The sequence below is a fragment of the Pseudomonas sp. D5(2026) genome, from assembly GCF_057766845.1.
The window spans coordinates 3,414,946-3,438,065 of sequence record NZ_CM173421.1 but is presented as its reverse complement, the minus strand read 5'-3'; the positions used below and the strand labels follow the sequence as shown (position 1 = coordinate 3,438,065).

General features: G+C 62.9%; 22 protein-coding genes and 3 pseudogenes. 10 read left to right on the top strand and 15 right to left on the bottom strand.

The window, feature by feature from the left end:
* The first annotated feature begins 121 nt into the window (after nt 1–121).
* Nucleotides 122–778, top strand: coding sequence for an HD domain-containing protein (locus AC3B5Q_RS15905; protein ID WP_103444601.1), 657 nt, complete (start codon nt 122–124; stop codon nt 776–778).
* Nucleotides 779–806: 28 nt separating this feature from the next.
* On the opposite strand, the gene AC3B5Q_RS15900 is transcribed toward AC3B5Q_RS15905, so the two are convergent.
* Entirely contained in the window at nt 807–1,970 is a 1,164-nt protein-coding gene (locus tag AC3B5Q_RS15900; protein ID WP_028698080.1) for an AAA family ATPase, read from the bottom strand.
* Nucleotides 1,971–2,115: 145 nt separating this feature from the next.
* On the opposite strand from AC3B5Q_RS15900, the gene AC3B5Q_RS15895 reads away from it, so the two are divergent.
* Nucleotides 2,116–2,589, top strand: a complete 474-nt coding sequence (locus AC3B5Q_RS15895) for an anti-virulence regulator CigR family protein (RefSeq protein WP_014860874.1) — start codon at nt 2,116–2,118, stop codon at nt 2,587–2,589.
* 81 nt (nt 2,590–2,670) lie between these two features.
* Here the strand turns inward: AC3B5Q_RS15895 and AC3B5Q_RS15890 are convergent, their stop codons facing one another.
* From AC3B5Q_RS15890 to AC3B5Q_RS15880, 3 genes are all read right to left on the bottom strand, one after another.
* Complete coding sequence (locus tag AC3B5Q_RS15890; protein ID WP_021783170.1) at nt 2,671–3,435, bottom strand: hypothetical protein; 765 nt, start codon at nt 3,433–3,435, stop codon at nt 2,671–2,673.
* A gap of 64 nt (nt 3,436–3,499) precedes the next feature.
* Nucleotides 3,500–4,777 (bottom strand): bifunctional O-acetylhomoserine aminocarboxypropyltransferase/cysteine synthase, encoded by a 1,278-nt coding sequence (locus AC3B5Q_RS15885; protein ID WP_103444598.1) that lies wholly within the window; start codon nt 4,775–4,777, stop codon nt 3,500–3,502.
* Nucleotides 4,778–4,859: 82 nt separating this feature from the next.
* Nucleotides 4,860–5,855, bottom strand: coding sequence for a 5'-nucleotidase (locus tag AC3B5Q_RS15880; RefSeq protein ID WP_021783168.1), 996 nt, complete (start codon nt 5,853–5,855; stop codon nt 4,860–4,862).
* A 142-nt stretch (nt 5,856–5,997) separates the two neighbouring features.
* Between AC3B5Q_RS15880 and AC3B5Q_RS15875 the strand changes: the two genes are divergently transcribed.
* A complete protein-coding gene (locus AC3B5Q_RS15875) occupies nt 5,998–6,483 on the top strand; it encodes a hypothetical protein (RefSeq protein WP_021783167.1) in 486 nt (161 codons plus the stop codon).
* Nucleotides 6,484–6,490: 7 nt separating this feature from the next.
* On the opposite strand, the gene AC3B5Q_RS15870 is transcribed toward AC3B5Q_RS15875, so the two are convergent.
* The 3 genes from AC3B5Q_RS15870 to AC3B5Q_RS15860 all read right to left on the bottom strand — a co-directional run bounded on the left by AC3B5Q_RS15870 (nt 6,491) and on the right by AC3B5Q_RS15860 (nt 10,451).
* Nucleotides 6,491–7,486, bottom strand: coding sequence for a D-2-hydroxyacid dehydrogenase family protein (locus AC3B5Q_RS15870; RefSeq protein WP_021783166.1), 996 nt, complete (start codon nt 7,484–7,486; stop codon nt 6,491–6,493).
* A 110-nt stretch (nt 7,487–7,596) separates the two neighbouring features.
* Nucleotides 7,597–8,754, bottom strand: a complete 1,158-nt coding sequence (locus AC3B5Q_RS15865; protein WP_103462612.1) for an MFS transporter — start codon at nt 8,752–8,754, stop codon at nt 7,597–7,599.
* A 14-nt stretch (nt 8,755–8,768) separates the two neighbouring features.
* Nucleotides 8,769–10,451, bottom strand: coding sequence for an amidohydrolase (locus tag AC3B5Q_RS15860; RefSeq protein ID WP_021783164.1), 1,683 nt, complete (start codon nt 10,449–10,451; stop codon nt 8,769–8,771).
* Nucleotides 10,452–10,582: 131 nt separating this feature from the next.
* Between AC3B5Q_RS15860 and AC3B5Q_RS15855 the strand changes: the two genes are divergently transcribed.
* Nucleotides 10,583–11,203, top strand: coding sequence for a TetR/AcrR family transcriptional regulator (locus AC3B5Q_RS15855; protein ID WP_103444849.1), 621 nt, complete (start codon nt 10,583–10,585; stop codon nt 11,201–11,203).
* Nucleotides 11,204–11,255: 52 nt separating this feature from the next.
* Here the strand turns inward: AC3B5Q_RS15855 and AC3B5Q_RS15850 are convergent.
* Nucleotides 11,256–12,062: pseudogene (locus AC3B5Q_RS15850) on the bottom strand (LysR substrate-binding domain-containing protein); the annotation flags it as partial.
* Between AC3B5Q_RS15850 and AC3B5Q_RS15845 the strand changes: the two are divergent.
* A pseudogene (locus AC3B5Q_RS15845) lies at nt 12,062–12,502 on the top strand (MFS transporter); the annotation flags it as partial. The pseudogenes AC3B5Q_RS15850 and AC3B5Q_RS15845 sit on opposite strands and share 1 nt — an antisense overlap.
* A gap of 52 nt (nt 12,503–12,554) precedes the next feature.
* On the opposite strand, the gene AC3B5Q_RS15840 reads toward AC3B5Q_RS15845, so the two are convergent.
* A complete protein-coding gene (locus AC3B5Q_RS15840; RefSeq protein ID WP_028698077.1) occupies nt 12,555–13,178 on the bottom strand; it encodes a glutathione S-transferase family protein in 624 nt (207 codons plus the stop codon).
* Nucleotides 13,179–13,375: 197 nt separating this feature from the next.
* On the opposite strand from AC3B5Q_RS15840, the gene AC3B5Q_RS15835 reads away from it, so the two are divergent.
* Nucleotides 13,376–13,678 (top strand): DUF3077 domain-containing protein, encoded by a 303-nt coding sequence (locus tag AC3B5Q_RS15835; protein WP_021783160.1) that lies wholly within the window; start codon nt 13,376–13,378, stop codon nt 13,676–13,678.
* 79 nt (nt 13,679–13,757) lie between these two features.
* Nucleotides 13,758–14,480, top strand: a complete 723-nt coding sequence (locus AC3B5Q_RS15830) for a hypothetical protein (protein ID WP_021783159.1) — start codon at nt 13,758–13,760, stop codon at nt 14,478–14,480.
* Between the two features lie 75 nt (nt 14,481–14,555).
* Here AC3B5Q_RS15830 and AC3B5Q_RS15825 read toward each other — a convergent pair whose 3' ends face one another.
* From AC3B5Q_RS15825 to AC3B5Q_RS15815, 3 genes and pseudogenes are all read right to left on the bottom strand, one after another.
* Nucleotides 14,556–15,107 carry a WYL domain-containing transcriptional regulator gene (locus tag AC3B5Q_RS15825; protein WP_021783158.1) on the bottom strand — a complete coding sequence of 184 codons (552 nt, stop codon included), beginning with the start codon at nt 15,105–15,107 and terminating at the stop codon, nt 14,556–14,558.
* 361 nt (nt 15,108–15,468) lie between these two features.
* A pseudogene (locus AC3B5Q_RS15820) lies at nt 15,469–15,693 on the bottom strand (BRCT domain-containing protein); the annotation flags it as partial.
* Between the two features lie 231 nt (nt 15,694–15,924).
* The gene (locus tag AC3B5Q_RS15815; RefSeq protein WP_103444595.1) at nt 15,925–17,349 is read right to left on the bottom strand and encodes an aminotransferase-like domain-containing protein; all 1,425 of its coding nucleotides are present in this window, start codon (nt 17,347–17,349) and stop codon (nt 15,925–15,927) included.
* A gap of 325 nt (nt 17,350–17,674) precedes the next feature.
* Between AC3B5Q_RS15815 and AC3B5Q_RS15810 the strand changes: the two genes are divergently transcribed.
* Nucleotides 17,675–19,087 carry an amino acid permease gene (locus AC3B5Q_RS15810; protein ID WP_021783155.1) on the top strand — a complete coding sequence of 471 codons (1,413 nt, stop codon included), beginning with the start codon at nt 17,675–17,677 and terminating at the stop codon, nt 19,085–19,087.
* Between the two features lie 3 nt (nt 19,088–19,090).
* Here AC3B5Q_RS15810 and AC3B5Q_RS15805 read toward each other — a convergent pair whose 3' ends face one another.
* On the bottom strand, nt 19,091–19,270 hold the full coding sequence (locus AC3B5Q_RS15805) for a hypothetical protein (RefSeq protein WP_028698076.1): 180 nt from the start codon (nt 19,268–19,270) through the stop codon (nt 19,091–19,093).
* 114 nt (nt 19,271–19,384) lie between these two features.
* Here AC3B5Q_RS15805 and tam point away from each other — a divergent pair, with 114 nt between their 5' ends.
* A complete protein-coding gene (gene tam, locus AC3B5Q_RS15800; RefSeq protein WP_021783153.1) occupies nt 19,385–20,161 on the top strand; it encodes a trans-aconitate 2-methyltransferase in 777 nt (258 codons plus the stop codon).
* On the opposite strand, the gene AC3B5Q_RS15795 is transcribed toward tam, so the two are convergent.
* Both AC3B5Q_RS15795 and AC3B5Q_RS15790 read right to left on the bottom strand, forming a co-directional pair.
* Nucleotides 20,151–20,522 (bottom strand): DUF2784 domain-containing protein, encoded by a 372-nt coding sequence (locus AC3B5Q_RS15795; protein WP_021783152.1) that lies wholly within the window; start codon nt 20,520–20,522, stop codon nt 20,151–20,153. The two genes, tam and AC3B5Q_RS15795, sit on opposite strands and share 11 nt — an antisense overlap.
* A gap of 157 nt (nt 20,523–20,679) precedes the next feature.
* Nucleotides 20,680–21,549, bottom strand: a complete 870-nt coding sequence (locus AC3B5Q_RS15790) for a LysR substrate-binding domain-containing protein (protein ID WP_021783151.1) — start codon at nt 21,547–21,549, stop codon at nt 20,680–20,682.
* A gap of 243 nt (nt 21,550–21,792) precedes the next feature.
* On the opposite strand from AC3B5Q_RS15790, the gene AC3B5Q_RS15785 reads away from it, so the two are divergent.
* A complete protein-coding gene (locus AC3B5Q_RS15785; protein ID WP_103462611.1) occupies nt 21,793–23,109 on the top strand; it encodes an MFS transporter in 1,317 nt (438 codons plus the stop codon).
* Nucleotides 23,110–23,120: the final 11 nt, after the last annotated feature.

The following is a 23,120-nucleotide window of genomic DNA, read 5'->3' as shown; positions in this document are numbered from 1 at the left end:
TGCTCCTGCCAGTGCTGTACAGGCTTTGAAACCGACATGCAGGCTCTCGGTACTTGCCCAAGGCAGCGTCCGGACGGCACCCGTGAACCCGTGCATTCACCGGAAATGGAATCTACCGAAGATGACCCGCGAAGCGTTTGCCCCTTATCAGTCTCTTGCCACTGACTTGCTGAAGTATCTGCCGTCCGACCAGCGTGATGGCTCCCACGACTTGGCCCATATTCAGCGCGTGTGGGTCAATGCGCACCGGATCCAGCGGGTAGAGGGTGGCGACCTTGAAATCTTGCTTGCGGCGACGGTGCTGCACGACTGTGTGGCAGTGGAAAAGCATTCGCCGTTACGTGGGCAGGCTTCGACGTTGTCGGCGAACAAGGCTGCATCAGCCCTTGCTGAGATGGGCTGGCCGAGTGGGCGCGTTGAGCAAGTAGTGCATGCGATCAAAACACACAGTTACTCGGCAGGACTCGAACCGCTGACACTTGAGGCCTGCATCCTTCAGGACAGTGACCGGCTTGACGCCATAGGCGCGGTGGGTATTGCCCGGTGTTTTTACGTCTCCGGGCGAATGGGGTCGGCGCTCTATGACTTCGAGAATCCTTTCGCGCAGCAGAGGGCGTACCAGGACGGGGCGTATGCCATCGAGCACTTCCAGACCAAACTGCTCAAGCTCGCCTCGGGCTTTAAAACCCAAGAAGGGGCTCGCCTTGCTGCCGAGCGTCATACCCGGCTTGAAACCTTTCTTACCCAGTTCATGGATGAGATTACCGGGGCCGGTTAGTCATGCCGGGCTCATACCGTCCTTGAATTCAGTCAGCCCAGCGCCACAGCGGCTCATCCAGCAACCCAACCCCCCGCAGCTGGGTTTGCCCTTGTATTTTTTCCAGCTCTAGCACATTGCACCCGTCACAGGCTGCCAGCGCGTTGATTAATGGCGCACTGTGCGATACCACCCAAACCTGGCTACGGCGTGATGCACGAATGATCAGCCGCGCCAAGGCCGGAAGCAGGTCCGCGTGCAGACTGGTTTCCGGTTCGTTCAAGACCATCAGCGATGGCGGCCGTGGTGTAAGCAGGGCGGCCATCAGCAGAAGATAACGCAGGGTGCCGTCCGACAATTCAGCACCCTCGAGCGGGCGCAAAAGACCGTGCTGGTGCAGCCTTACACTGAACAGCCCGCCAGGTGGCGCATTTATCTCCAGACGGCTGCCGGGAAACGCGTCATTCAGCGCTTCCACCAGATCCTCCACATCGCCAATTTCGATAATGGTCTGCAACGCTGAGGCAAGGTTGCGCCCGTCGTGATGCAGTACCGGCGAGCGAGTGCCCAGTTGGGGTTGACGGCAAGGCGCATCACGGTCAATCCGGAAGTGATCGTAAAACCGCCAGCTATTGATGAATGCGCGCAGGTCACCGATTTCCGGTGCCTGGCGGGGCCGGCCGACGATGTTGAAGAAGCTCTCGCCGCTGTCAGCATGCTGATCAAGCACCGCCCAGCTGTTGCCCTCGCGGGCCCGCACCAAGGCGTTCTTGCGCTCGACCAGCAAGGACGAGGGCCGATAGGCGCCAGCGCCCCAGATGGCCTCGCACTTTATTTCGGGGTCGAGCATGAACGCGGTCGGATACGGCAGGGGAATTGGCAGGCCGAGTGTGATGGCAAACCCGAGGTCCTCGGTGGCAAAGCCCAGGCGCAGGCGCCTGGCTTCGCTCGGATGCTGGCCTTGGATGGGCACTTCGCCGCGCCGCATTCGTGCGCTGGTTTCTGGGCCGGCCCACCAGGTCGAATCCAGCCCGCCTTCACGGGCGAGGGCTTCGACCACACCGCCCTGTGCGGTTTCGGCCAGCAGGCGCAGCGCCTTGTACAGGTTGGATTTGCCGCTGCCGTTGGCACCGGTCACCAGGTTGAGTTGGCCCAGCGGCAGGACCAGGTGGTTGATCGAGCGGTAGTTGCCGATGGCGAGGGTAGTGAGCATGCAGTGCTTCCCAGCGTGGACCAGGCGACCGATTGTGGCCGAAGCGTGCCTGCCTTGTCAGCCTCCCTGCTGAGGCTGTTGCAAGTGAAGCAGGCGTGCGCACCGTCTATAGTGTGGGGCAACCTCTCTCGCAAAGGATGCTCACATGGCCAGATCAACAATCATGACAGCCGTTGTCACCTCATTGGCGGTGGCCTTGGCCTCTGGCCCGGTGCTCGCCGACCCGGGTAATGGCAAAGGCCAGGGCCAAGGTCAGGGGCACGGCAAGGGCCAGGCGCCGCACGCCCAGGGCCAGGGCAATTCGGGCGGCCACAAGCAGAGCGCCGGCGGCAATGACTGGCACGGCGGCCCGTCCATCGACCGTGGCGATGTATTGGGTATCCTCGGTGGCCACCGCAACTACTGGAGCCCGGGCCCGGCATTGCCTCCAGGCATTCAGAAGAACCTGGCCCGCGGCAAGCCCCTGCCACCTGGTATCGCCAAGAAACTGGATGGCCGTCTGTTGGGGCAGCTGCCTCACTACGACGGGTATGAGTGGATGCAAGCGGGCGCAGACCTGATTCTGGTCGCCGTGGCGACCGGGATCATCTATGAGGTGTTGAACGGGGCGTTCGACTAAGACCGCAGGTGCGAGCAGTCCGCTCGGTTCCTGCAGGCGCTGGCTGCCTGTGATGGGCTGCGAAGCAGCCCCAACGGCCTATCAACGTCGCCGCAACACAGCGGCCAGCCCAATGGTCAGCACCACAGCGCACAGCATGGCCAGCCCGATGGTCACACCAACGCCCCACGTTTCCAGCAGCCCCGCCAAGACCAGATAGAACGCAATCACTCCCACCGCGCCGATCGCATTGCCCCGCACCATCGCCGCCATCCCGGCTCGCCCGCCCTGCACATGGGCGAACACCACCAGTGGCCACGCAATCACCGGAATGGGCGCCAGCATCCCACTGGTCGCCGGGCCCAGCCAACTGGCCAGGCTGGTGGTGATCATCAGCAGGGAAGTGGCAGATACCATGCGCAACGGGATTTCCCAGTGCCGGTGCCGGGGGCGGGCCAAGGTATCAGGTTTGGGCTCGCGGCTGCTGGCGCGGATCAGCACGCCGATCAGCGCCAACGCCACTGCAATCGACAGGTACAGGCTGCCCCAGTGGGTAAAGGCATAGGCCGCCAGGCCATAGAACAGCAACGCCAGCAGTACGGCCACGGCGATGCCGAGTGTGCGCGTGGCCAGCAGGTAGACGGTGTAGGTGGCCTGCACTGCCGCCAGGCCGCCCAGTGCGCCGGGCAACGCGCCCAGGGCGAAGGCCGTGCCCTGTTCCAGGCACAGGAAGGTCATCACCAGCGCCGAGGTGATCGGCAGGCCCGACAGCAAACCGCCTAGCAGGCCTCCCCAGCGCCGGGAGGCGAGGGAGATGGCCCACATCAGCAGGGGGGTGATGGTGAGTTTCAGGTAAAACAGGGTCATTGCGGGTGCATCCAGGCTTGATGAAGGTGCGCCCGCCTTCGACATTGGGTAGGGCGCGGATGAATCAGCCGCGGCTGGCCTCCAAGGCCTGGGCCAGGTCGGCGATGATGTCGTCACTGTGTTCGATGCCGATCGACAGGCGCACCATGTCCCGTGGCACGCCGGCCTTCTCCAGTTCCTCGTCGTTGAGCTGACGATGAGTAGTGGAAGCGGGATGGCAGGCCAGTGACTTGGCGTCGCCGATGTTCACCAGGCGTACCACCAACTGCAACGCGTCGATGAAGCGCGCGCCAGCCGCTTGGCCACCCTTGATACCGAACGACAGGATCGACGCCGGCTTGCCGCCGGTGTAGCGCTGGGCCAGTTCATGTTCGGGGTGGTCGGGCAGCCCGGCGAACTTCACCCAGGCCACCTGCTCGTGGGCTTGCAGGTAATGGGCGACCTTTAGCGCGTTCTCGGTATGGCGCTCCATGCGCAGGGCCAGGGTTTCCAGGCCTTGCAGGATCAGGAAAGCATTGAACGGCGACAGCGCGGCGCCCATGTTGCGCAAGGGCACCACACGGCAGCGGCCGATGAAGGCGGCAGGGCCGAAGGCTTCGGTGTAGGTGACGCCGTGGTAAGACGGGTCGGGGGTGTTGAGCAGGGCGAAGCGTTCCTTGTTCTCGGCCCAGGGGAATTTGCCGGAGTCGATGACGATGCCGCCGATGCTGGTGCCGTGGCCGCCGATGTACTTGGTCAGCGAGTGCACGACGATGTCGGCGCCGTGCTCGAACGGCCGGCACAGCACCGGGGTGGCCACGGTGTTGTCGACGATCAGCGGCACACCGTGGCGGTGGGCGGCTTCGGCCAGCGCGGCGATATCGACGATATTGCCGGCGGGGTTGCCGATGGACTCGCAGAATACCGCTTTGGTACGCGCGTCGATCAGCGCTTCGAGGGCGGCGATATCGTCATGGGCCGCGAAGCGGGTGTGGATACCCATACGCGGCAGGGTGTGCGCCAGCAGGTTGTAGGTGCCACCGTACAGCTTGGCCACCGAGACGATATTGTCGCCGGCTTCGGCGACGGTCTGGATGGCGTAGGTGATAGCCGCCATGCCCGAGGCTACGGCCAGCGCGCCAACCCCGCCTTCCAGGGCGGCCATGCGCTGCTCGAGCACGTCGTTGGTGGGGTTCATGATGCGCGAGTAGATGTTGCCGGCAACCTTCAGGTCAAACAGATCGGCGCCGTGCTGGGTGTCATCGAAGGCGAAGGAGGTGGTCTGGTAGATCGGTACGGCCACCGCCTTGGTGGTCGGGTCGGGGCTGAAGCCCGCATGGATGGCAAGCGTTTCCAGCTTCATGCAATCGTTCCTTGAGCGTGGGTGGAAGCGCTCGAGCATGCGGCGGCGAGCGGGCGTGGGTCAAGGGTGTCGCTCTGGCGGTTTATGGCTCGCGTGACAATTCGCAAATTGACAGTTGTTCCTGCTGCGGGTCTGGTGCCTGAGGCGAGCGCACCCTGTTCGCCACCCCGAACGGTACATGCACCATCGGCAGGTTCCCCGCTGGCGATTGCAAGTGCGTGCGCTGGTCGTCGAAAAACACATGTGGCTTCAATATCGACAACACTCTGGGTTTATCCATACCGCCTAGAAAAAAGCACTCATCCGGCGATACGCCCCAATCCTTCAAGGTCGTCACTACTCGCTCATGCGAAGGTGCGTTGCGCGCCGTGACGATGGCAATGCGCAGGATCCGCTGGTACGTCGGGTCTTCGGACAGCTTGCGGTCCTCCAGCATGCGTATCCGCGAGAGCTTGCGGTAAAGGTCTGCCAAAGGCCCCGGCGAATGCGGGGTGCCCTTGTGCACGCGCTCGTGTTCCTGAAAGTCGTCCAGGTTGTCGTTGCGCTTGTACACACTCTCTGCCTCGTCGTCGGCAATCACGCCATCGAAGTCGAAGGCCACCCGCAGCTCGGTGTCGATTTCATCATCGTAGATGCGCGTAGGCAGCACACGCCCGGCAGGGTAGTTGGCGTCGATGGCCTTTTGCACATCTTCCTCGTTGGCACTGAGGAACAGCGAAGCATTGAACGCGGGGATGTACTCGTAGGGCGAGCGACCTGACATGAATGCCGCACGGGTGATGTCCAGCTGATAGTGGCTGATGGAGCGGAACACCCGCAGGCCGGTTTCCGGCGAGTTGCGCGAGAGCAGCACCACTTCCACCGGCAACTGGTCGGGGAATGCCTTGTTGATGCTCAGGAAGCGGCGAATGAACGGCAGCGCCACCCCCCTGGGAAACGGCTCGTCCAGGTTCTGTTCCTGATGTTGGCGGTAGGCCTCGACACCTTGTGTCTGGTAGATGTCATCGGAAACGGAGAGGTCGAACAGCGCACTCGAGGCAACGCCGATGACCAGTTTTTCTTCAATGGGGTAGGGCATGAAGCGGCTCCTGCGAGTGGCTTGAAGGCAAGTGTACGCGCACGTTCTGACGAAAGCCGTCAATTGCACGACTCATCAGTGGATTCGATGATGTCATTTTGATAGCTTCTCGCCCCTTACCGCAGTATCCGGATAGTGATTGATGAACCAGCTACATGAACACGGCACCCTGACTCCACTTGCCGAGGCGAATGGGAACAGGATGCACGAGCCCCACCTTGAGGCGGACGCTTCGACCCTGCGGGCCACCGAACACGAAGCACTGCAGGCCAGTATCGAGGCGCTGAACAAAAAGCTGGTGGCAAGTACCCTGGCCCGCGTGCAGAAAGAAGGGGCGATCCGCAAGAGCCTTGAGCAGTACCAGCAGCAACTGGCCGCCAGCAACCAGGCTCGGGAGGAGCTGTCCATCACGGTGACCACGGCGCTGAAGAAGCTCGTACTGGCAACCAGCGCCCAGGCAGACCGCATGGACAGTGTGGAGACGCGGTTGACCGGCCTGGCCCAGCACCAATGTGGATGCGCGTCGCAGTCAGCGCCCGGTTGGTCAGCGTATCTGGAACGTCATGCCGTGTCATTGCTCGCCTTGGCCGTGGCGGTCTTCACGCTGGGGCTGCACCTGCTTGATTAGGACAACTTCAAGGCTGCGCCGGGTTCAAGCGCTGAAGTGCCAAAGCTTGCGGGTTGGCGACGTTCTTCGGCACCCCTTCGAAAAACGCCAGCACGTTGTCGAAGGCGTCACCGAAGTACAGTTCGTAGCCGTTCTTCTCCACATACCCCAAGTGGGGCGTGCTGAGTACACGTGGGTGGCGCAGCAGTGGATGGGCCGGGTCGAGTAACGGCTCTTCCTCATAAACATCCACCGCCGCATAGCCCGGCCGCCCGGCATCCAATGCCTGCAGTAATGCGCCTGGTGCAATCAGTTCTGCGCGACTGACGTTCACCAGCAAGGCGTCGGGCTTCATGTGGGACAGGTCGTCGAAGGTCACCCCATGGCGTGTCTGATCCGAAAGGCGCAGGTTCAGGCTGACAATATCCGCCTCGGCAAAAAACGCCTCGCGCGAGGCGGCAGCAGAGTGGCCATCGGCTTTGGCTGCGGCGCGGCTGCTGTCGCTGCCCCACACCAGCACGGGCATGTCGAAGGCCTGCGCATAACGCGCCAGGCGCTGGCCGATCTTGCCATAGCCCCAGATGCCCAGCGTCTGCCCGGCCAGCGCCTGGCCCAGGTTGACCTGCCATTGGCCTTGGCGGAAGGCATCAATGGCCGGCACCAGTTGTCGGCGGGCATTGAGGATCAGCGCCCAGGCCAGTTCGGCAGGCGCTACCGGCGATCCCCGCCCCTCGGTCACGGCAATGCCGCGCGCGGTGCAGGCAGCCAGGTCGAGGTGGCTGGACACCTTGCCGGTCTGGCTGATCAGCTTGAGGTTGGGCAGGCGGTCGAGCAAGGCGGCGTCGATGCGTGTGCGTTCGCGGGTGAGTACCAGGGCGTCGGCATCGGCAAAGCGTGCTGCAAGTTGTTCCAGCGTGGCAGGCGGGTGCTCATGAAGGACGCTGACAGCATGCCCGCTCAGCTTGCCGAAGCAATCGAGGGTACGGATTACATCCTGGTAGTCGTCGGGAATGACAATGCGCATGGTGGTCTGGCCCGGGCGGTACAGTGAAGCGTCGAAGATAACCTAACTGGCGGTATCGGTGTCAGATCAGGCTGCAGTCGTTGCACACCATCACCGGCTCATGCGCCCCATCAACCAGCTTCACGAACTGCCCGCCGATGAACCACGCCGGCCACGCACTTCAGCGCACACCCCAACACCACCGCCGTCCCTGCACTGGCAAAGATCATTTCCCGCCCGGCACTCTGTTGCTGCAAGGCCACTAACGCCGGCGCTGCCGCCGCGGCCCCCAGTTGCAGCGCACTGACCCAGGGCGTCAACGTGCCGCGTGGGTCATTGGTGGCAATTGCCCCCATGTAGTAGGTTAGCGCCAGCACCCAGCCGAAGTTCATCAGAAACAGTGCCATGCACAGCTGATCGGCATCATGCGTATAGCGCGCCAGCAGGGTGATTGACACCAGCACTACCAGCGAGCCCAGGCCGATCATAGGGCCACGGCTCACCCGTGCGCCCAGCAGGCTGGGCAGGGCACCGCCAGGCAAGCCACCCAGTATTCCCAGCCCGAACGCCCAGCCCACATCCACCGCGTCTATGCCGCGTTCGCGCGCCAACTGTTCGACAAACCCCCACAACGAATAGATGGCCAGCTGCAGGCACAGCATCCCCAGCAGGGCGTAGTGCCCGATAATCGCCGAGCCACCGCCTGGCTGCGCCAGGCGCACGGGTGTTGCATGCTGCAGCCGTACCGGAATGAACAACGCAGCCATAGCGATCAGCACGAACCAGAAACCCAGTGATGCAATCGCCGTGCGGTGACCGAACTGCTCTGCCAGTTGTGGCAGGCACGTCGCGTACAGGGCAAAGACAGCGGTTTGAATCAGCAGCGACAGGCCGTACGAGCGATCCTGGCCCGGCAGCCGGCCAAGCCCGCTGATCGACCCGGCATACAGCAGACCTGCAGCGATACCACAGGCAAAACGGCACAGAATCAACGTCGACAAAGTGTCCAGCGTAGCGCTGAGGACGTTCAACATCAGCGCTGCAAAGGCTGCCGCCAGGTACAGCCCACGGCCACTCGGGTGACGCCTGGGTATCGACAGCAGCAGGCAACCGAGCAGGGTTCCGCTCATTTCACTGGAAAGTACCCAGCCCTGTTGGCTCAGGTCCAGATGCAACCGCTCGGCCAGCAGGCCGATGAAGATGGGTTGTACGCCAATGATGATCAGCGCCGTGGCGGCGATGTAGATCAACGCGGCACGCAGAAGCAAGGTGTTGTTATTGTTGTGCATGGTCGGGTCCGGGGTCAGGCGCGGGGCAGGGTACCTGCGTCGTGGGTGATGCGGCCGTTCATCACGGTCAGCGCTACTTCGGTATTGCCGATCTGGTAGCGGTCCAGTTCGAACAGGTCCTGCTCCAGCACGATGATGTCGGCACGCTTGCCAACGGTGATCGAACCGATTTCCCGTTCCAGGCCCAGTTGGTAGGCACCGTTGAGGGTATAGGCGGCGATCAGTTGCGGGATGCTCAGGCGCTCGTCGGCATCGGGCATCACAGGGGCATCGGGTTCGCCACTGAGCTGGCGGGTGTGGCCCGATTCGATGTGTTCCACCGGCTTGTGCTGGCATCGGCATTGGCACACCAGGCCGTCCATGCCGATGGACACGGTCACACCTTGGTCGATGAAGCTGCGGAATTTGTACATCGACGCCCAGCGCGGGTAGCCATAGGCCTGCTGGATGGCCTCGGCGTAGGCGTCGACCACGCCCCACTGCAACTGGGTGTTGGCCATGACGCCGATACGGCGAAAGCGCGGGATGTCGTCGGGGTGGGTGAGGAAGGCGTGAGTGATGACGTGGCGACGGTCGCGGGGCGGGTTGCTGGAGAACGTGCGCTCAAACACGTCCAGCGCCATGCGCACGGCGGCATCGCCCACTGCATGCACCATCACGTCGATACCGAGGGCGTCGGCCTTGCGTACATGGCCCTCGAACACTTCCTCGGGCATGGTCGTCGAACCGCAGCTGTGTGGCTTGTCGCAATAGGGCTCGAGCAGGAATGCGGTGTGGTTCAGCTCGGTCCCGTCCAGCATCAGCTTGAGGGTCTGCGCCTTGACCAGCGGCGAGTCGTAGCGTTCGCGCAGGGCCTGCAGCCGAGTGACCGGGTCGTCCTCGGTGCCCATGTTGATGTAGCTGCCGACTACCCGCAGTTTAAGGCGCTCCTCACGCTCCAGTTGCTGCAAGGTTTCATACAGCAGCGACTGGTCGCCGGCGGGGTCGAGGAAACCGGCATCGAATACTGTGGTAATTCCGGCCGCCACCAGTTTCTCCTGCCAGAAGGGGATCGAGCGCAGGTACAGGTCGATGCCTGTCGGCAGGTAGCCGGCTTCGCTCAGGCGTTGCATCAGTAGCGAATAGGCGGCGCAGTCAATGATCAGGCCCGTGGGCTCGCCGGTGATCGGGTCCTTTTCGAACCAGCTGGCGCCTTCTTCTACCGCCGGGGTGTTGCGGTCGATGCCGGCAGCGTTCAGGGCGAAGCTGTTGACCCACATGGTGTGATAGTCGGTGGACAGCAGGCACACTGGCTTGTCCGGACAGATGGCATCCAGTACTTCGCGGCGCAACATGTGCCCAGGCATCAACGGCTGGATCCAGCCCATGCCGGTAATGGCTTTTTCAGAGGGGTTGGCCTCGACGTAGGCCTTGAGCAGGGCCAGCACCTGTTGTGGGTCTGTATGGTTGACCAGCGCCTGAAAGGCAAAGGCGGTAGAGGAAAAGTGCCAGTGAGACTCGACGAAGCCCGGCAGCACCAGTTTGCCGCCGGCATCCAGCAGTCGTGTGGCAGGGCCGGCGTATGCCATGACGCTGCCGCGGTCGCCCACGCAAACGATGCGTTCGCCGCAAATGGCCACCGCCTCGGCCCAGGGCCTGTGCGGGTCGACCGTGTAAATGCGGGCATTGTGGATGATGAGGTCTGCGGCGGTGGACATGGCAACTCCCGGGGTCAGAATAGAACATTAGTTTTGAGTTGATTAAAACCTTTAGTCAATAAAATATTTTTACGACACAGCTTTGCGTTATGCTGGGCGCCGACGTGTACGGATCGAAAAAAGGTGTGAATGTGAGCGGATTGCGCGAGCAGCAGAAGGCGATGCGTCGTGAAACCATCAGCCGAACGGCGCTAGGCCTGTTTGAAACGCAGGGTTACCAGACCACCACCATGGAACAGATCGCGCGCCTGGCCGCAGTGTCGGTGCCCACGGTGTTTGCCTACTTCGGCAGCAAGCAGGAGATTTTGCTGGAGAAGCTCCGCGAGGCCGACCACCGGGCGGTGACCGAAGCCCGGCGGCGCCTGCCGGAATTCGACGATGCGCTGGAGGCTCTGTGTTGCTACGAAGCGCACTTGACCGATTACGCATTCGAGGTGCTGCCTGCACCGCTCTGGCGCGAGATATTGCCGCCGTTGCTGCCGTTGCTGGGGGCTGAGCAGCAGGGCGTGCCGGATGCCTACAGGCGGGTCAATGACGCGCTGGTCAACGAGTTGAAGTGCCTGCTACAGGACTTGTGCGACAGCGGCAGGCTGTCGGCTGGGCTGGACGTGGGGTATGCGGCGTTCCTGATCAACGATTACGGGCACCTTCAGTTGCTGCGCCTTTGCAGCCGCGAGCCGCTGGACATGGCGGCACACCGGGCGGATGTGCGGCGGTTCATGGGCTTTATCCTGGCCGGCATGCAAGCGTGATGAGACTGACCAGGGGGCGTGTGGGCGGCCTTGTCGCGACATGAGGCCGGCTCTACAGGCCGCCAGATAGCTGCTCCACCAGAAAGTCCACAAACACCCGTACCCGCGCCGGCATCGCCGGGCCGCCGACGAACACCGCATGAATCGGTTCCCGATCACCAGGGTTGTAAGCCTCCAGCAACGGCACCAGCTGCCCGTTGGCCAGGTCATCGGCCACGGTAAAGGTGCCGATACGCGCCACGCCGGCGCCCAGCCTGGCCAGTTGCGCCAGCGCCTCGCCACTGCTGCATTCGATATTCCCTTTAACCTTCAGTGAGAACGTATGCCCGTCGCGGTGAAACGGCCAGTCGGGCATCGCACGGCGGAAGTTGAAGCGCAGGCAGTTGTGCCTGGCAAGGTCTTCAGGCGCAAGCGGGGTACCGTGGCGTTGCAGGTAATCGGGCGAGGCCACCACTACCTGGCCGGTCTCGCCGATGGCGCGGGCGCTCAACGAGCTGTCCGGCAGGTGACCGAAGCGCAGCGCCACGTCGGCCTGGCCGCTGAGAATGTCGGCCACCTCGTCGCTGAGGGTCAGGTCAACCAGCACTTGCGGGTAGCGTGCGCTGAAGGCCGCCAGCAGGGGCACTACGGTCAACCGGGCATGGCCCAGCGCAGCGCTGACCCGCAAGCGCCCGCGTGGCACGCCTTGGTCAGTGATGGCTTCTTCCACTTCGAGCATGTCCGCCAGCACTCGCCGTGCGCCGCGCAGGTAGGCCTCTCCCTCGGGGGTGAGGGCGAGCGCTCGGGTCGTGCGCAGTAGCAGGCGGGTACCCAGGCGCTGTTCGGTGCGGGCGAGAATGCGGCTGACCGCCGAGGGTGATGCTGGTGCTGTTCGGTGTCGGCCTGACCTTGGGCAACGTGTGGGGCGGCAAGGCGGCGGACCGCTCCATCGATCGCACCCTGATCCTGTCACTGGCTGGGCTGATTGCCGTGCTGCTGGTGTTCCCGCTGGTACTGGACTGGCCATTGCCGACCGCCCTGGCGATCCTGGTTTGGGGGGCGGCCAGTTTTGCCCTGGTGCCGCCGCTGCAAATGCGGGTAATGGAGGCGGCCAACCTGGCCTCGGCAGTCAACATCGGCGCGTTCAATCTGGGCAATGCAATCGGTGCGGCACTGGGCGGCGCGGTGATCAACGCGGGGCTGGGCTACCCGGCGATCTCTCTGGCGGGGGCTGCGATGGCGGCGCTGGGGCTGGTGTTGGTGCTGCTGTTTGCCTGGCGAGGGCGAGGGGGGGTAGCTGCGCGGCAGGTTGCGCTGTAACAGGCCGGAACCTTGGGGCGCTTTGCGCCCCTCGACACACTTCCTGGCGGTACTACGGAGTACCGTTTCGGCCATGCAAGTGATAGGCAGGGCGCTCGCTGAGTCGCTCGTAATAATCGCGCACAGCAGGCAGGTGCGGGTGCTCGAACGGCGTTTCGAACCAGCGGTTGACCGACAGGCCGATAGGGATGTCGGCCAGGGTGAACTGGCTGCCGGCCACATAGGCGCCGGTGCTCGCCAGTTGGCGGTCGAGGATGCGCATGTAGCGTGACCACTCGGCACAACCGGCAGCCAGTGCTTGCGGGTCCTGGTGAGCGGGTGAGTGCCTGACCAGCGACATGAACGCGTAGCTCCATGAGCGGTTCAGGTCCGAGGCCTGCCAGTCGATCCACTGATCGATCCTGGCCCGCGCCTGGGCCTCGCCGGGATAGAACGCGGTGGCGCCGTAGCGGTTGGCCAGGTAGCGGATGATGCTGTTGGATTCCCACAAAGTGAAGTCGCCGTCCTGGATCACCGGGATCATGGCGTTGGGGTTCAACCCGAGGAACTCGGCGCTGTCAGTGGCCTTGAAGCCAGAGCCCCAGTCTTCGCGTTCGAATGCGATCTCGAATTCGGCACAGGCCCACATGACTTTTCGCACATTGATGGAAGAGGCTCTTCCCAGTATCCGCAGCATGGTGTTCGTCCTTGTGTGGGGGAGGTTGATCGTCCGCCACTGCCGGGGGCGGGTCAAGGGGCTGAGCGGTGGCTCGGCGCTCCCTTTGCAGGGTTCTTGTAGTCCATTTCCTAAAGTGACCGTTTCCAGGCCTTTGTCATTGTAATGGGGTAGACAGCGGCCTAGCCTCTGCACGCGCCTAACCTTGAGGAATGGACATGGACAGCGAAACGCCGAAAAACAGCAGCAAACCCACTGTCGTGCGTGCAGCGAGCCGCTTTGGCAACAGCGATGCCGAACTGGTGCAAATGAAACCGCAGCTGCCAATACGCACCGCACTGATGGAAGCTTCGGGCATCATGGGCTGCATCACCGAAATCACTCGCAAGGCCATCGACAGGCCTGGCGACCGCCAGGTGATGATGAAGGCCACGTACTATCTGGCCGGGATGGCCAAGTCACTGATCGACGGCCAGCTGCTGCAGATACGTCAGGCACGCGAAGGCGAGGGCGAAGCCTAGCCAGGCTTGCCTGGGGGGCGCGAACTTGGCACCCTTGGGCGGTTTTAATCGTCTGTAACACGACAGAAGGAAGCATGCATTGAGCTGGGACAAGGTGGGAAAGCTTCTCGTCGCCGTGCTGATCGGCCTGATGGTCCTGTTGGCCGCCTACGCGTTGCTCAGGGGCAATCCGCGTCTTGAAGCGTCACTCACCTATGCCTACCTCACTTACCCCGGCCAGTTCAGCGAGCGGATCAGCAAAGCCAGCGAACAGCTGAAGTACGAGCAGTTGCAGGGGCAAATCAACGGTATCGTTCAAGGCCAGCTGGGCCATGATCAGGTCGAGCGGCTCATCGAAATGGCGCAGGCACCTTATGCTCAGCTGTTCGCCAAGCCTTTCGAGGCCGGGCTGGTCGACCACCGTACCGGCCTGCTGGTCGAACTGCACAACAGTGGTGATGCGCAGGTCCGGCAGGTGAAAATCCGCCTGCCAGCCAAGGGCCTGGTGCAGGTGCGAAATGCTGCCGGCAACGACACGCTGCTGGAAACCCCCACCGCCCAGGTTGATATACCGGCCATCGAGCCAGGTGGCACATGCAAGGTGTGGGTGTATTTCGATGCCGACTACTCACAGATCCGCCATGGCGGGGTCAGTATCAGCCATGCCGATGGTGAGGCCAAAGTGCAGGTGTACCGCGAGGTCATCGGTTTTCCGGCCATGGTGGCCCGTTACAGTCGTGAGCTGATGATACTGCTTGGCATACTGGCGGCCAGCGTACTGGGCCTGGCCTATGCTTGCCTGGCACGTCGTGACCCGCGGTAAAGCGACCTGAGCCATTCCGGCGTCGCGTTTTGGCGATGCCGTAGCGTATCCCGGAACCTACTGACGCCGTTGGCGTTATTGCTTACAGCTCTCTCCATCATGCAGCGCCAGGCTCTGGCGCAATTGTTCAATCATGGCCGCGCGCAGCGCCTGCGGGGCCTGGATGCGGATCGAACCCGCCTGGGACAGCAGCCAGCCCATCAGCGCACGGTTGTCGACGACGGTGGCCACCAGCGCGGCACCGCCGCTAGCCTGCGGCGTCAGTTGCATGTCGAGGGATAGTGGTGACTGTTCCAACCGGCGGGCCAGCGCGTCATCGACCCAGGCATACAGTACAACGTGTGTCGGGGGCGCAAGTGTGTCGGGTTGCAGCTGCTGCGCTTCGCCCAGGCTCAAGCCCGGTTGCCAGTACCAGCCATAAGGCATGCCTTTACTGTTGCACTGTAGCGGGAACAGTGCGGCGAGCTCGACCAGGTCGCGCTCGACGGTGCGTTTGCTGGTGGTATGGCCCACGGCTGTTAGGGCTGCCTGCAACTGGGTGGAGCTCATACCCGGGTGGCGGCCGGGCAGTAACTTGAGCAGTTGCCACTGGCGGGCGATGGTATGGCGGGTCGGGTGGCTGGGCAAAGGGTTCGTCCTTGAAGACAGGCACCAAGCCTGCCTGGGTAGTGGCGTTTAGCTATTGCCCAGCATACCTTTTCCAGGAATGGGATCCAAGTTCCCGGACGCGCTCTTGGCTTGAGGCGTGTCACTGTCTTGCCACAACTACCAATCCCACAAGGGCTCGCTCCCACATGGTACGCGGACCGCTTGCGCGCTGAGTTTTCTGCGCGACTGCGCAGTCCAAGGGGTTGGGCGATGTCCCACAAAGGCCTCGCCTATCGCGTCGAAGACGAGCGTATCGTTGTAGTGGGTGGTATCGGTTGGCAAGCGTGAGCGTAGCGAGGTCTATCGATCTGCTCAGAAGCGGTGAACGCCATCATGGTCATCAACCAAACGCCGCACGCTGCCAATGCGCCTCGCTCACAATCGCAATGTTCGCACCCGCTTCCCTGATTTCCACTGCTTTCTTGATCTTCGTGCCGTAACTGCTGTGCAGCCACTGCTCGTTGCCAATACTGCCAATGACCAGATAGTGGATCTTCTTGCTCACCCCCGCGGCGATTGAACCCCCACGTTCGACTACCAGTGCTTCGCATGCTTTGCGAGGCCCCCGTTCCTTTGTTGTCCGGTTAGTTATGGGGTCATCTGAATCAAGCGTCATGCGCTATTGGTAAAAAAGCCAGGTGTTATTTCACCTTGCCATTGCGCCCCGCGAGCCTCCCCCGGGGGCATGGCTGGAAATGATGAGGTGCAGCGGGGAACCTTCGATATCAAGGGAACAAACTAGGCGGACAGCGGGCCCTCACAGGAAGGTGTGGCCCAAAACTGATGTGGAGCGGCCTTACATCCCGCCCCGCCGCACATGCTTCACCAACACCTTCTCCAACAACTCCCACATCGCCGGGTCCGTACTGAACGCCACATTGAAGCGCATCCACCCGGTCGCCTTGGCGTCGACCATGAACAACTGCCCAGGCCCAAGCATGATGCCTTTCTCCAGCGCATCATCCAGCAACGCGGCGCTATCGGGAATCGCCGGGTGGCGGGTCCAGATGTACATGCCTTCATCCGACTCGGTGAACAGTTCGAAGCCCAATCGGTGCAGGTGCCGGCCAACTTCCTGATGCGCCTCGGCCAGGCGCTGGCGCAGGCGCTTGAGGTGCTTGCGCCAGCGCCCGTCGATGATCGCCGCATACACCACGCGCTCCATCACCTGCGAGGTGGTCAGGCCTGAGCGCATCTTCAGGTGCAGCAGTTTTTGCATCAACTCGGGGTTGGCCAGCATGTAGCCGACCCGCACGTTGGGCGAAATGCTCTTGGAATAGCTGCCCACGTACACCACCTGCTGCAGATGGTCGAGGCTGGCCAGGCATGGCTGCGGCTCGGCGACCATGTCGGCGTACAGGTTGTTCTCCACCAGGCGGAAGCCATGCTGGCTTGCAAGCTGCAGCAGGCGGTGCAACTGCGGTAGCGGGGTGCGCGAGCACGTCGGGCTGTGCAGGTGCGGCTGGGTGAAGAACGCCGTCGGGCGGTGGTGGGTGAGCAATTGCTCCAGCTGGTTCAGGTCGTAGCCGGCCGGTGTACGTGGCACGCCTACCAGGGTTGCGCCTTGGGTGCGCAGGATGCTCATGAGGTTCGGGTAGCCGGGGTCGTCCACCAGCACCACATCGCCTGGGCGCACCAGTGTGCGTGCGGCCAGGTCCAGGGCCTGGCTGGCGCCGTGGGTGAGCATCAGCTGTGCCGGGTTGGCGACGATCGACAGCTCTTGCTGCAGGTTCTGGGCGGTCAGCGCACGCAGCTCCATCAGGCCCATGGGGTCGCCGTACCCCGACAACTCCAGCGGGCTGCCGGCCACTTGGCGCAGGCCGCGGCGCAGGCCGTCTTCGTACATCCAGTCGTTGGGCAGCCAACCGCACCCCGGCTTGTAAGGCAACTGGCGGATTTCGAAGATCTGCTGCAGGTACCACTCGGAGTTGAACATTGGTCGACTGGTGTCGGCCTCGGCGTTGTGCTGCTCCAACAGGTCGCCCGCCGCACGGTTGACGAAGAACCCCGCATTGCCACGGCTCACCAGCAGCCCTTGGGCGACAAGGCGGTCGTAGGCTTCGACCACGGTGAAGGTACTCACCGAATAGCTTGCGGCAAAGGCGCGGATCGACGGGACCTTGGCGCCTGGCTTGAGGGTTTGGTTGTCGATCAGATCGCGCAGCCCGTCGATGATCTGGTTGACCAGCGGGGTTGAGGAGTCTGGATGTAATTCGAACATTCGGGGCCTTCAGGGTGCGTATCGCCTGGCGTTTGCAGGGTGTACTGCATGGGCGACCTATACAGTGCAGTGCGAGATTCATGCCACTGTGCATGGCTCTCTGCGTCGTACATTTTTACATTAGGTGTCGGATATCGCCACATAAAGCATGTTCAGTTCGCCTCAGGCAGTCGCCCTGGGGCGCGTCAGCAGGCCGCCATGGAAGGCCTGCGTGTGTTCGTTCACACCATCCTGCCCGCATTAGCACTGATGTACAGGTGAAATCGCCAGCCATCGGGGTTTCACAGTTTTCCTTGGATAAAAAGAAGCACGGGGTACACAACTGATGGACGCAACATCCACAACCACCACCGCGAAAAGCGGGCACGAGAGCAAGCTCAGTGCCTCGCTGAAGTCGCGCCACCTGACGATGATGTCGATCGCCGGGGTTATTGGCGGCGCCTTGTTCGTCGGATCCGGCAGCGTGATCCACAGTGCCGGCCCAGCCGCTGTCCTGGCCTACCTGGCAGGCGGCATCCTGGTGGTGCTGATCATGCGCATGCTGGGTGAAATGGCGACTTCCTCGCCTGACACCGGCTCGTTCTCAACCTACGCCGACCGCGCCATTGGCCGTTGGGCCGGTTTTACCATCGGCTGGCTGTACTGGTGGTATTGGGTCATCCTCATGGCCTGGGAAGCCTATGTGGCGGGCAAGATCCTACATGGCTTCTTCCCCGACGTTAGCGTCAACGTGTTCGTGCTGGCCACGACCCTGTTGCTGATCACCGTCAACTTCTTCAACGTCAAGCACTACGGTGAGTTCGAGTTCTGGTTCGCCTTGATCAAGGTGATTGCGATCGTCTGCTTCCTGATCGTGTGTACCGCTGCCGTGATGAACATCTGGCAGTTCGGTGAAGTGCGTGGCATCAGCCACCTCACTGCCGAAGGCTTCATGCCCAATGGCATCACCACGGTGATCGGTGCCTTGCTCGGGGTGATGTTCGCCTTCCTCGGCGCCGAAATCGTCACCATCGCCGCTTCCGAAGCCAAGGACCCGGCCGCGCAGATCGTCAAGGCAACCAACTCGGTGGTCTGGCGTGTGTGCCTGTTCTACGTCGGTTCGATCTTCCTGATCGTCTGCCTGGTACCGTGGAACGACCCGCACCTGGGTGTTTCTGGCTATGGCGCTTACCGCCGTACCCTGGAACTGCTGGGCGTGCCGTATGCCGAGCTGCTGATGAACTTCGTGGTGCTGACTTCGGTGAGCAGCTGCCTGATCTCTGGCCACTACACCGCATCGCGCATGCTGTTCTCCCTGGCCCAGCGTGGCGACGCGCCGTCGTTCTTCAAGATCACCCGCGCCGGTACCGGTGTACCGGTGTACGCGATCATGGGTTCGTGCGCCGTGGCCGTGGTATGTGCGTTGATCAACTTCAGCGAGACCCTGCGCCCGAAAGACGTGCTGGACACCCTGATGAACACCACCGGCATGATCGCCCTGCTGGTGTACCTGGTCATCGCCTTCTCGCAACTGCGCATGCGCCGCAAGCTGATTGCCCAAGGTAAGGAAGTACGCCTGAAGATGTGGCTGTTCCCGTGGCTGACCTACCTGGTGATCGCGTTCATCGTGGCTGCCCTGGTCACCATGGCCTTCATGCCTGACTATCAGATCCTGGTCATTTCCACCGGTATCGCTGCGGCGGTCGTGGTGGCAATGGGTGTGGTGCACCAGATCCGCTCTGGTAGCAAGCAGCACTAAGCGTCACTCGCGTCTGGAAACGGCCGGCTCCCTTGGGGACCCGGCCGTTTCGCGTTGTTGGGCCTGGGCTTTTTCTGCGGGCATGTGGAAACGCTGGTTCATCCACGGTGAACCGAGCAGGGCGGCCGCGGCGATCAGGGCCAGGATGGCGAGGGCGATGTAGGTCTTCATGGGCGTGCGCATGGAAGGACTGACTTCAAGCATAGGTGATCAGTTCCGGTGTTATCCCTTCGCAACCGTCCCGCCGGGCGACAGATGGCATATGCTAGGCACATTGCCCGCCCAAAGGAGCCGCACATGGCCTGGTCCGCCACCCAGTATTCCCTGTTCGAAGACGAACGCACGCGCGCCGTACGCGACCTGATTGCCGCCATCCCGCCACGGCCGGTGCGCCACGCCACTGACTTGGGGTGCGGCCCCGGCAACTCGACCGAGGTGCTGCTGCAACGTTACCCCGATGCCCAGGTGACGGCACTGGACAGCGACCCGGACATGATCGACAAGGCCCGTGAGCGCAAGCGGCTGTGCATCCCGCGTGTGCGCACGGTCATTGCCGACATTGCCGGCTGGACTGCCCCCGAGCCGCAGGACCTGATCCTGGCCAATGCCTCGCTGCAATGGGTGCCTGACCACGCCTTGTTGTATCCGCACCTGGTGCGCCAGCTCAGCGAGGGCGCCAGCCTGGCCGTGCAGACCCCGGACAACCTCGACGAACCGGCCCACCGGCAGTTGCGCGAGATCGCAAGCCAAGGCCCCTGGGCGGCGAAGTTCGCCGACTTGCAGTTGCCGCCACGGCACAACGCGGCGTTCTACTACGACTTGCTCAGCCCGCTGTGCGCACGGGTGGACGTTTGGCGCACCACCTATCATCACCCGTTGATGGGCGGCGCCGAAGCGGTAGTGGAATGGTTCAAGGGCTCGGCGTTGCGGCCTTATCTGGCCAGGCTTGATGAGCAGGAGCAGGCTGACTTCCTGCAGATGTACCTGCAGGCCATGCAGCGCGATTATCCGCCGGCCTCTGATGGCAAGGTCCTGTTGCCCTTCCCGCGGTTGTTCGTGATCGCTACCCGCTAGGACGGCGCCAGCGCCAGGCCACGTAGCTGTAGATGCCGAGGTTCAGCGCCAGCACGAGGGTGCCCAGCAGCAGCTGGGTCTGCGGGGTGAGGCCGGCGGGGTAGATCAGTGGCCAGATGTAGTGCTCGACGAAACCGCCCCGGTAACCTGCGTCACCGGCGGCATTGCGCATGCGGTTTTCCCAGGTGGTGAGCGGGCAGCCCAGATGCAGGCACTCCACCGCCAGGCCCCAGGCCAGGGCCGGCAAGTGCAGCAACAGGGCAGGGCGCCAGCGCAGCACCAGCAGGCCGCCGAACAGCACCAGCAGAATGAAGGCCAGGTGCAGCAGCACCAAGGTGTCGGCGGCAAGGCGGTAGAGCATGGGTGGGTGCCCACGGATCGAGGTTTATCCCAGCATAGTTGGGTTGCCTGAACTGGCCCCTTCGCGGGCTCGCCCGGTCCCACAGCTTCACCGCGGATTGTGGATGCTGCGCAGGACCTGTGGGAGCGGGCGAGCCCGTGAAAAGGCCAGCACAGGCCTACACCCTTTCCTCGACCATCTGCAGGAAAGTCGCCACCACCCGGCGGGTTCGCTGCTCGCTCAGGCACACCAGGGTCTCGGTCAAATGGCGCTGGCAATCCACTATCGGTAACGCACATACCCGCGCATCGGCACCGAACTCCGCCGCAGACACCACGCCCACACCAATCCCTACCACCACTGCTTCACGCGCCGCTTCCCGGCCTTCCACCTGGATCGCTGCGCGCATCCGCAGGCCGGCACGTTGCATCTCTTCTTCCAGCGTCTGCCGCGTCACCGAGCCGGGCTCGCGCAGCACCAGTGGCGTGTCGTCCAGGTCGGCCAGGCTGATCGAGCCGCGGCTGGCCCATGGGTGGTGGTGGGAAACGAACGCCACCATCGGGTCACGACGCAGCGGCAGGCAATGCAGGCGCTCGTCATCGACATCCCGGCCCAGCAGGGCCAGGTCAGCCTGATAGCTGAACAGCCGCGCCAATGATTCGTCGGTGTTGCCGGTTTCGATCTTCACCTGGATCCCCGGATAGCGCTGGCAGAAGCGGGCGATCTGCGGCAGCACGTGCACCGGCGCATCCACTGCCAGCACCAGGCTGCCGGTCTGCAGTGCACGCGAGTCGTGCAGCAGCTCCTGGGCTTCGGCCTCGCAGGCGAACAGGCGCTGGCTGATGCCCAGCAGCCGCTCGCCAAGGTCGGTGAGCTGCACCGAGCGTTTGTTGCGGTGGAACAGCAATACGCCGAAGCGCTCCTCCAGTTTGCGCACCTGGTCGGACACCGCAGGCTGGGTAAGAAACAACTTTTCTGCGGCGCGGGTAAAGCTACCGTGCACGGCCACCGCGTGGAAAGCCTTGAGTTGAGCGTGGGAAACCGACATGACGACCTCAGTAACAAGCTGGGCTTATGTGTGTAATACGATAAATCGATTTTATTTATCTTACAGCAACTGTTTCCATGGATTTCAGCCCGACGCTGGCACCACGAATGCCGCCAGGGCCATGGCGCTCACACGGCGCCACCTGACCCGATGACAGCCTCGTCATCGCTGTGCGTAACACAAGAACAAGACAGGCGTTTCTTCACATTCTGCCGGCACACTTGAGCAAGAGGTCAGACTTACATGAATCATTCCCTAGCCGCGTTCAAACGCTGGCGCATCCAGATTTTCGCCATCACCTGGCTGGCTTACGCCGCCTTCTACTTCACCCGCAAAGCCTTCTCGGTGGCCAAGCTGGGCATCGCCGAAGACCCAGGTTTCATGCTCGACAAGGCCGCCATGGCCAACCTGGACGCCATCTACCTGGCCGCCTATGCCGTGGGCCAGTTCACCTGGGGCATGCTTGCCGACCGCTTCGGCCCTCGCGTGGTCGTACTGGGCGGGTTGCTGATCTCTGCGGCGGCGGCAGTGGTGATGGGCAGTTACGCAACCTTCCCGATCTTCGCCACCTGCATGCTGGTACAGGGGCTGGCGCAATCCACTGGCTGGGCCGGCTTGTGCAAGAACATCGGCAGCTTCTTCCCGGCTTCGCAGCGTGGGCGGGTGCTGGGCCTGTGGAGTTCCTGCTATGCCTTCGGCGGCCTGGTGGCCTCGCCGTTCGCGGGCTGGTGGGCCTACACCCTGGTGGGCACCTGGCATGCGGCGTTTTTCTCCAGCGCGGTCGTGGTGGCGCTGGTGGCGGTGCTGTTCTTCTTCCTGCAGCGCAACAAACCTGAGGACGTCGGCTTGCCGGCGGTTGAGCCCGAGCCGCAAAGCATGGCCCCGGCCGACAACCTGTGCAGCGTGTGGGCGCCACTGCGGGAAATCCTGCGCAACCGCACGGTGTTGACCCTGGGCCTGGCGTACTTCCTGCTGAAGCCGGCGCGCTACGCCATCTTGCTGTGGGGCCCTGTGATCGTCTTCGAGCAGATGCCCTCGGTGGGCAAGGTGGGCGCGGCAATCATCCCGACCGCTTTCGAACTGGCCGGGCTGCTTGGCCCGATCATGATCGGCCTGGCCTCGGACAAACTGTTTGGCGCCCGCCGCATGCCGGCCTGCGTGATCAGCCTGGTGCTGCTGACCGTGACACTGGCGTTGTTCATGGCGGCCATGCACACCGGCAGCGTGCTGCTGGTGGTGGCCTTGCTGTTCGTCATGGGCCTGACCCTGTACGGGCCGGACTCGATGATCAGCGGCGCTGCGGCCATCGACTTCGGCACCGCCAAGGCCGGCGCTACCGCAGCAGGTTTCGTCAACGGCTGTGGGTCGGTGGGCGCGGTGCTGGGCGGGCTGCTGCCGGGTTATTTCGACGGCGTCACGGTGTTCATCGTGTTCGCGGGCTGCGCGCTGTTCTCGGCGCTGGTGTTGCTGCCGCACTGGAACAGCCGCCCGGCCAGCAGCGCGCAAGGCACCGACGTGGCACCGAACACCAGCATGGCAATCAAGCCACTGCGTACTTAAAGGAAAGCGAG

Bases quoted from the DNA above. Each gene is read 5' to 3' on its own strand.
- AC3B5Q_RS15815 (WP_103444595.1), bottom strand. From the start codon at position 17,349: ATGTTCGAATTACATCCAGACTCCTCAACCCCGCTGGTCAACCAGATC.
- AC3B5Q_RS15785 (WP_103462611.1), top strand. From the start codon at position 21,793: ATGAATCATTCCCTAGCCGCGTTCAAACGCTGGCGCATCCAGATTTTC.
- AC3B5Q_RS15875 (WP_021783167.1), top strand. From the start codon at position 5,998: ATGAACCAGCTACATGAACACGGCACCCTGACTCCACTTGCCGAGGCG.
- AC3B5Q_RS15835 (WP_021783160.1), top strand. From the start codon at position 13,376: ATGGACAGCGAAACGCCGAAAAACAGCAGCAAACCCACTGTCGTGCGT.
- AC3B5Q_RS15890 (WP_021783170.1), bottom strand. From the start codon at position 3,435: ATGACCCTGTTTTACCTGAAACTCACCATCACCCCCCTGCTGATGTGG.
- AC3B5Q_RS15865 (WP_103462612.1), bottom strand. From the start codon at position 8,754: ATGCACAACAATAACAACACCTTGCTTCTGCGTGCCGCGTTGATCTAC.
- tam (WP_021783153.1), top strand. From the start codon at position 19,385: ATGGCCTGGTCCGCCACCCAGTATTCCCTGTTCGAAGACGAACGCACG.
- AC3B5Q_RS15810 (WP_021783155.1), top strand. From the start codon at position 17,675: ATGGACGCAACATCCACAACCACCACCGCGAAAAGCGGGCACGAGAGC.
- AC3B5Q_RS15880 (WP_021783168.1), bottom strand. From the start codon at position 5,855: ATGCCCTACCCCATTGAAGAAAAACTGGTCATCGGCGTTGCCTCGAGT.
- AC3B5Q_RS15895 (WP_014860874.1), top strand. From the start codon at position 2,116: ATGGCCAGATCAACAATCATGACAGCCGTTGTCACCTCATTGGCGGTG.
- AC3B5Q_RS15885 (WP_103444598.1), bottom strand. From the start codon at position 4,777: ATGAAGCTGGAAACGCTTGCCATCCATGCGGGCTTCAGCCCCGACCCG.
- AC3B5Q_RS15870 (WP_021783166.1), bottom strand. From the start codon at position 7,486: ATGCGCATTGTCATTCCCGACGACTACCAGGATGTAATCCGTACCCTC.
- AC3B5Q_RS15790 (WP_021783151.1), bottom strand. From the start codon at position 21,549: ATGTCGGTTTCCCACGCTCAACTCAAGGCTTTCCACGCGGTGGCCGTG.
- AC3B5Q_RS15795 (WP_021783152.1), bottom strand. From the start codon at position 20,522: ATGCTCTACCGCCTTGCCGCCGACACCTTGGTGCTGCTGCACCTGGCC.
- AC3B5Q_RS15905 (WP_103444601.1), top strand. From the start codon at position 122: ATGACCCGCGAAGCGTTTGCCCCTTATCAGTCTCTTGCCACTGACTTG.
- AC3B5Q_RS15860 (WP_021783164.1), bottom strand. From the start codon at position 10,451: ATGTCCACCGCCGCAGACCTCATCATCCACAATGCCCGCATTTACACG.
- AC3B5Q_RS15805 (WP_028698076.1), bottom strand. From the start codon at position 19,270: ATGCGCACGCCCATGAAGACCTACATCGCCCTCGCCATCCTGGCCCTG.
- AC3B5Q_RS15840 (WP_028698077.1), bottom strand. From the start codon at position 13,178: ATGCTGCGGATACTGGGAAGAGCCTCTTCCATCAATGTGCGAAAAGTC.
- AC3B5Q_RS15900 (WP_028698080.1), bottom strand. From the start codon at position 1,970: ATGCTCACTACCCTCGCCATCGGCAACTACCGCTCGATCAACCACCTG.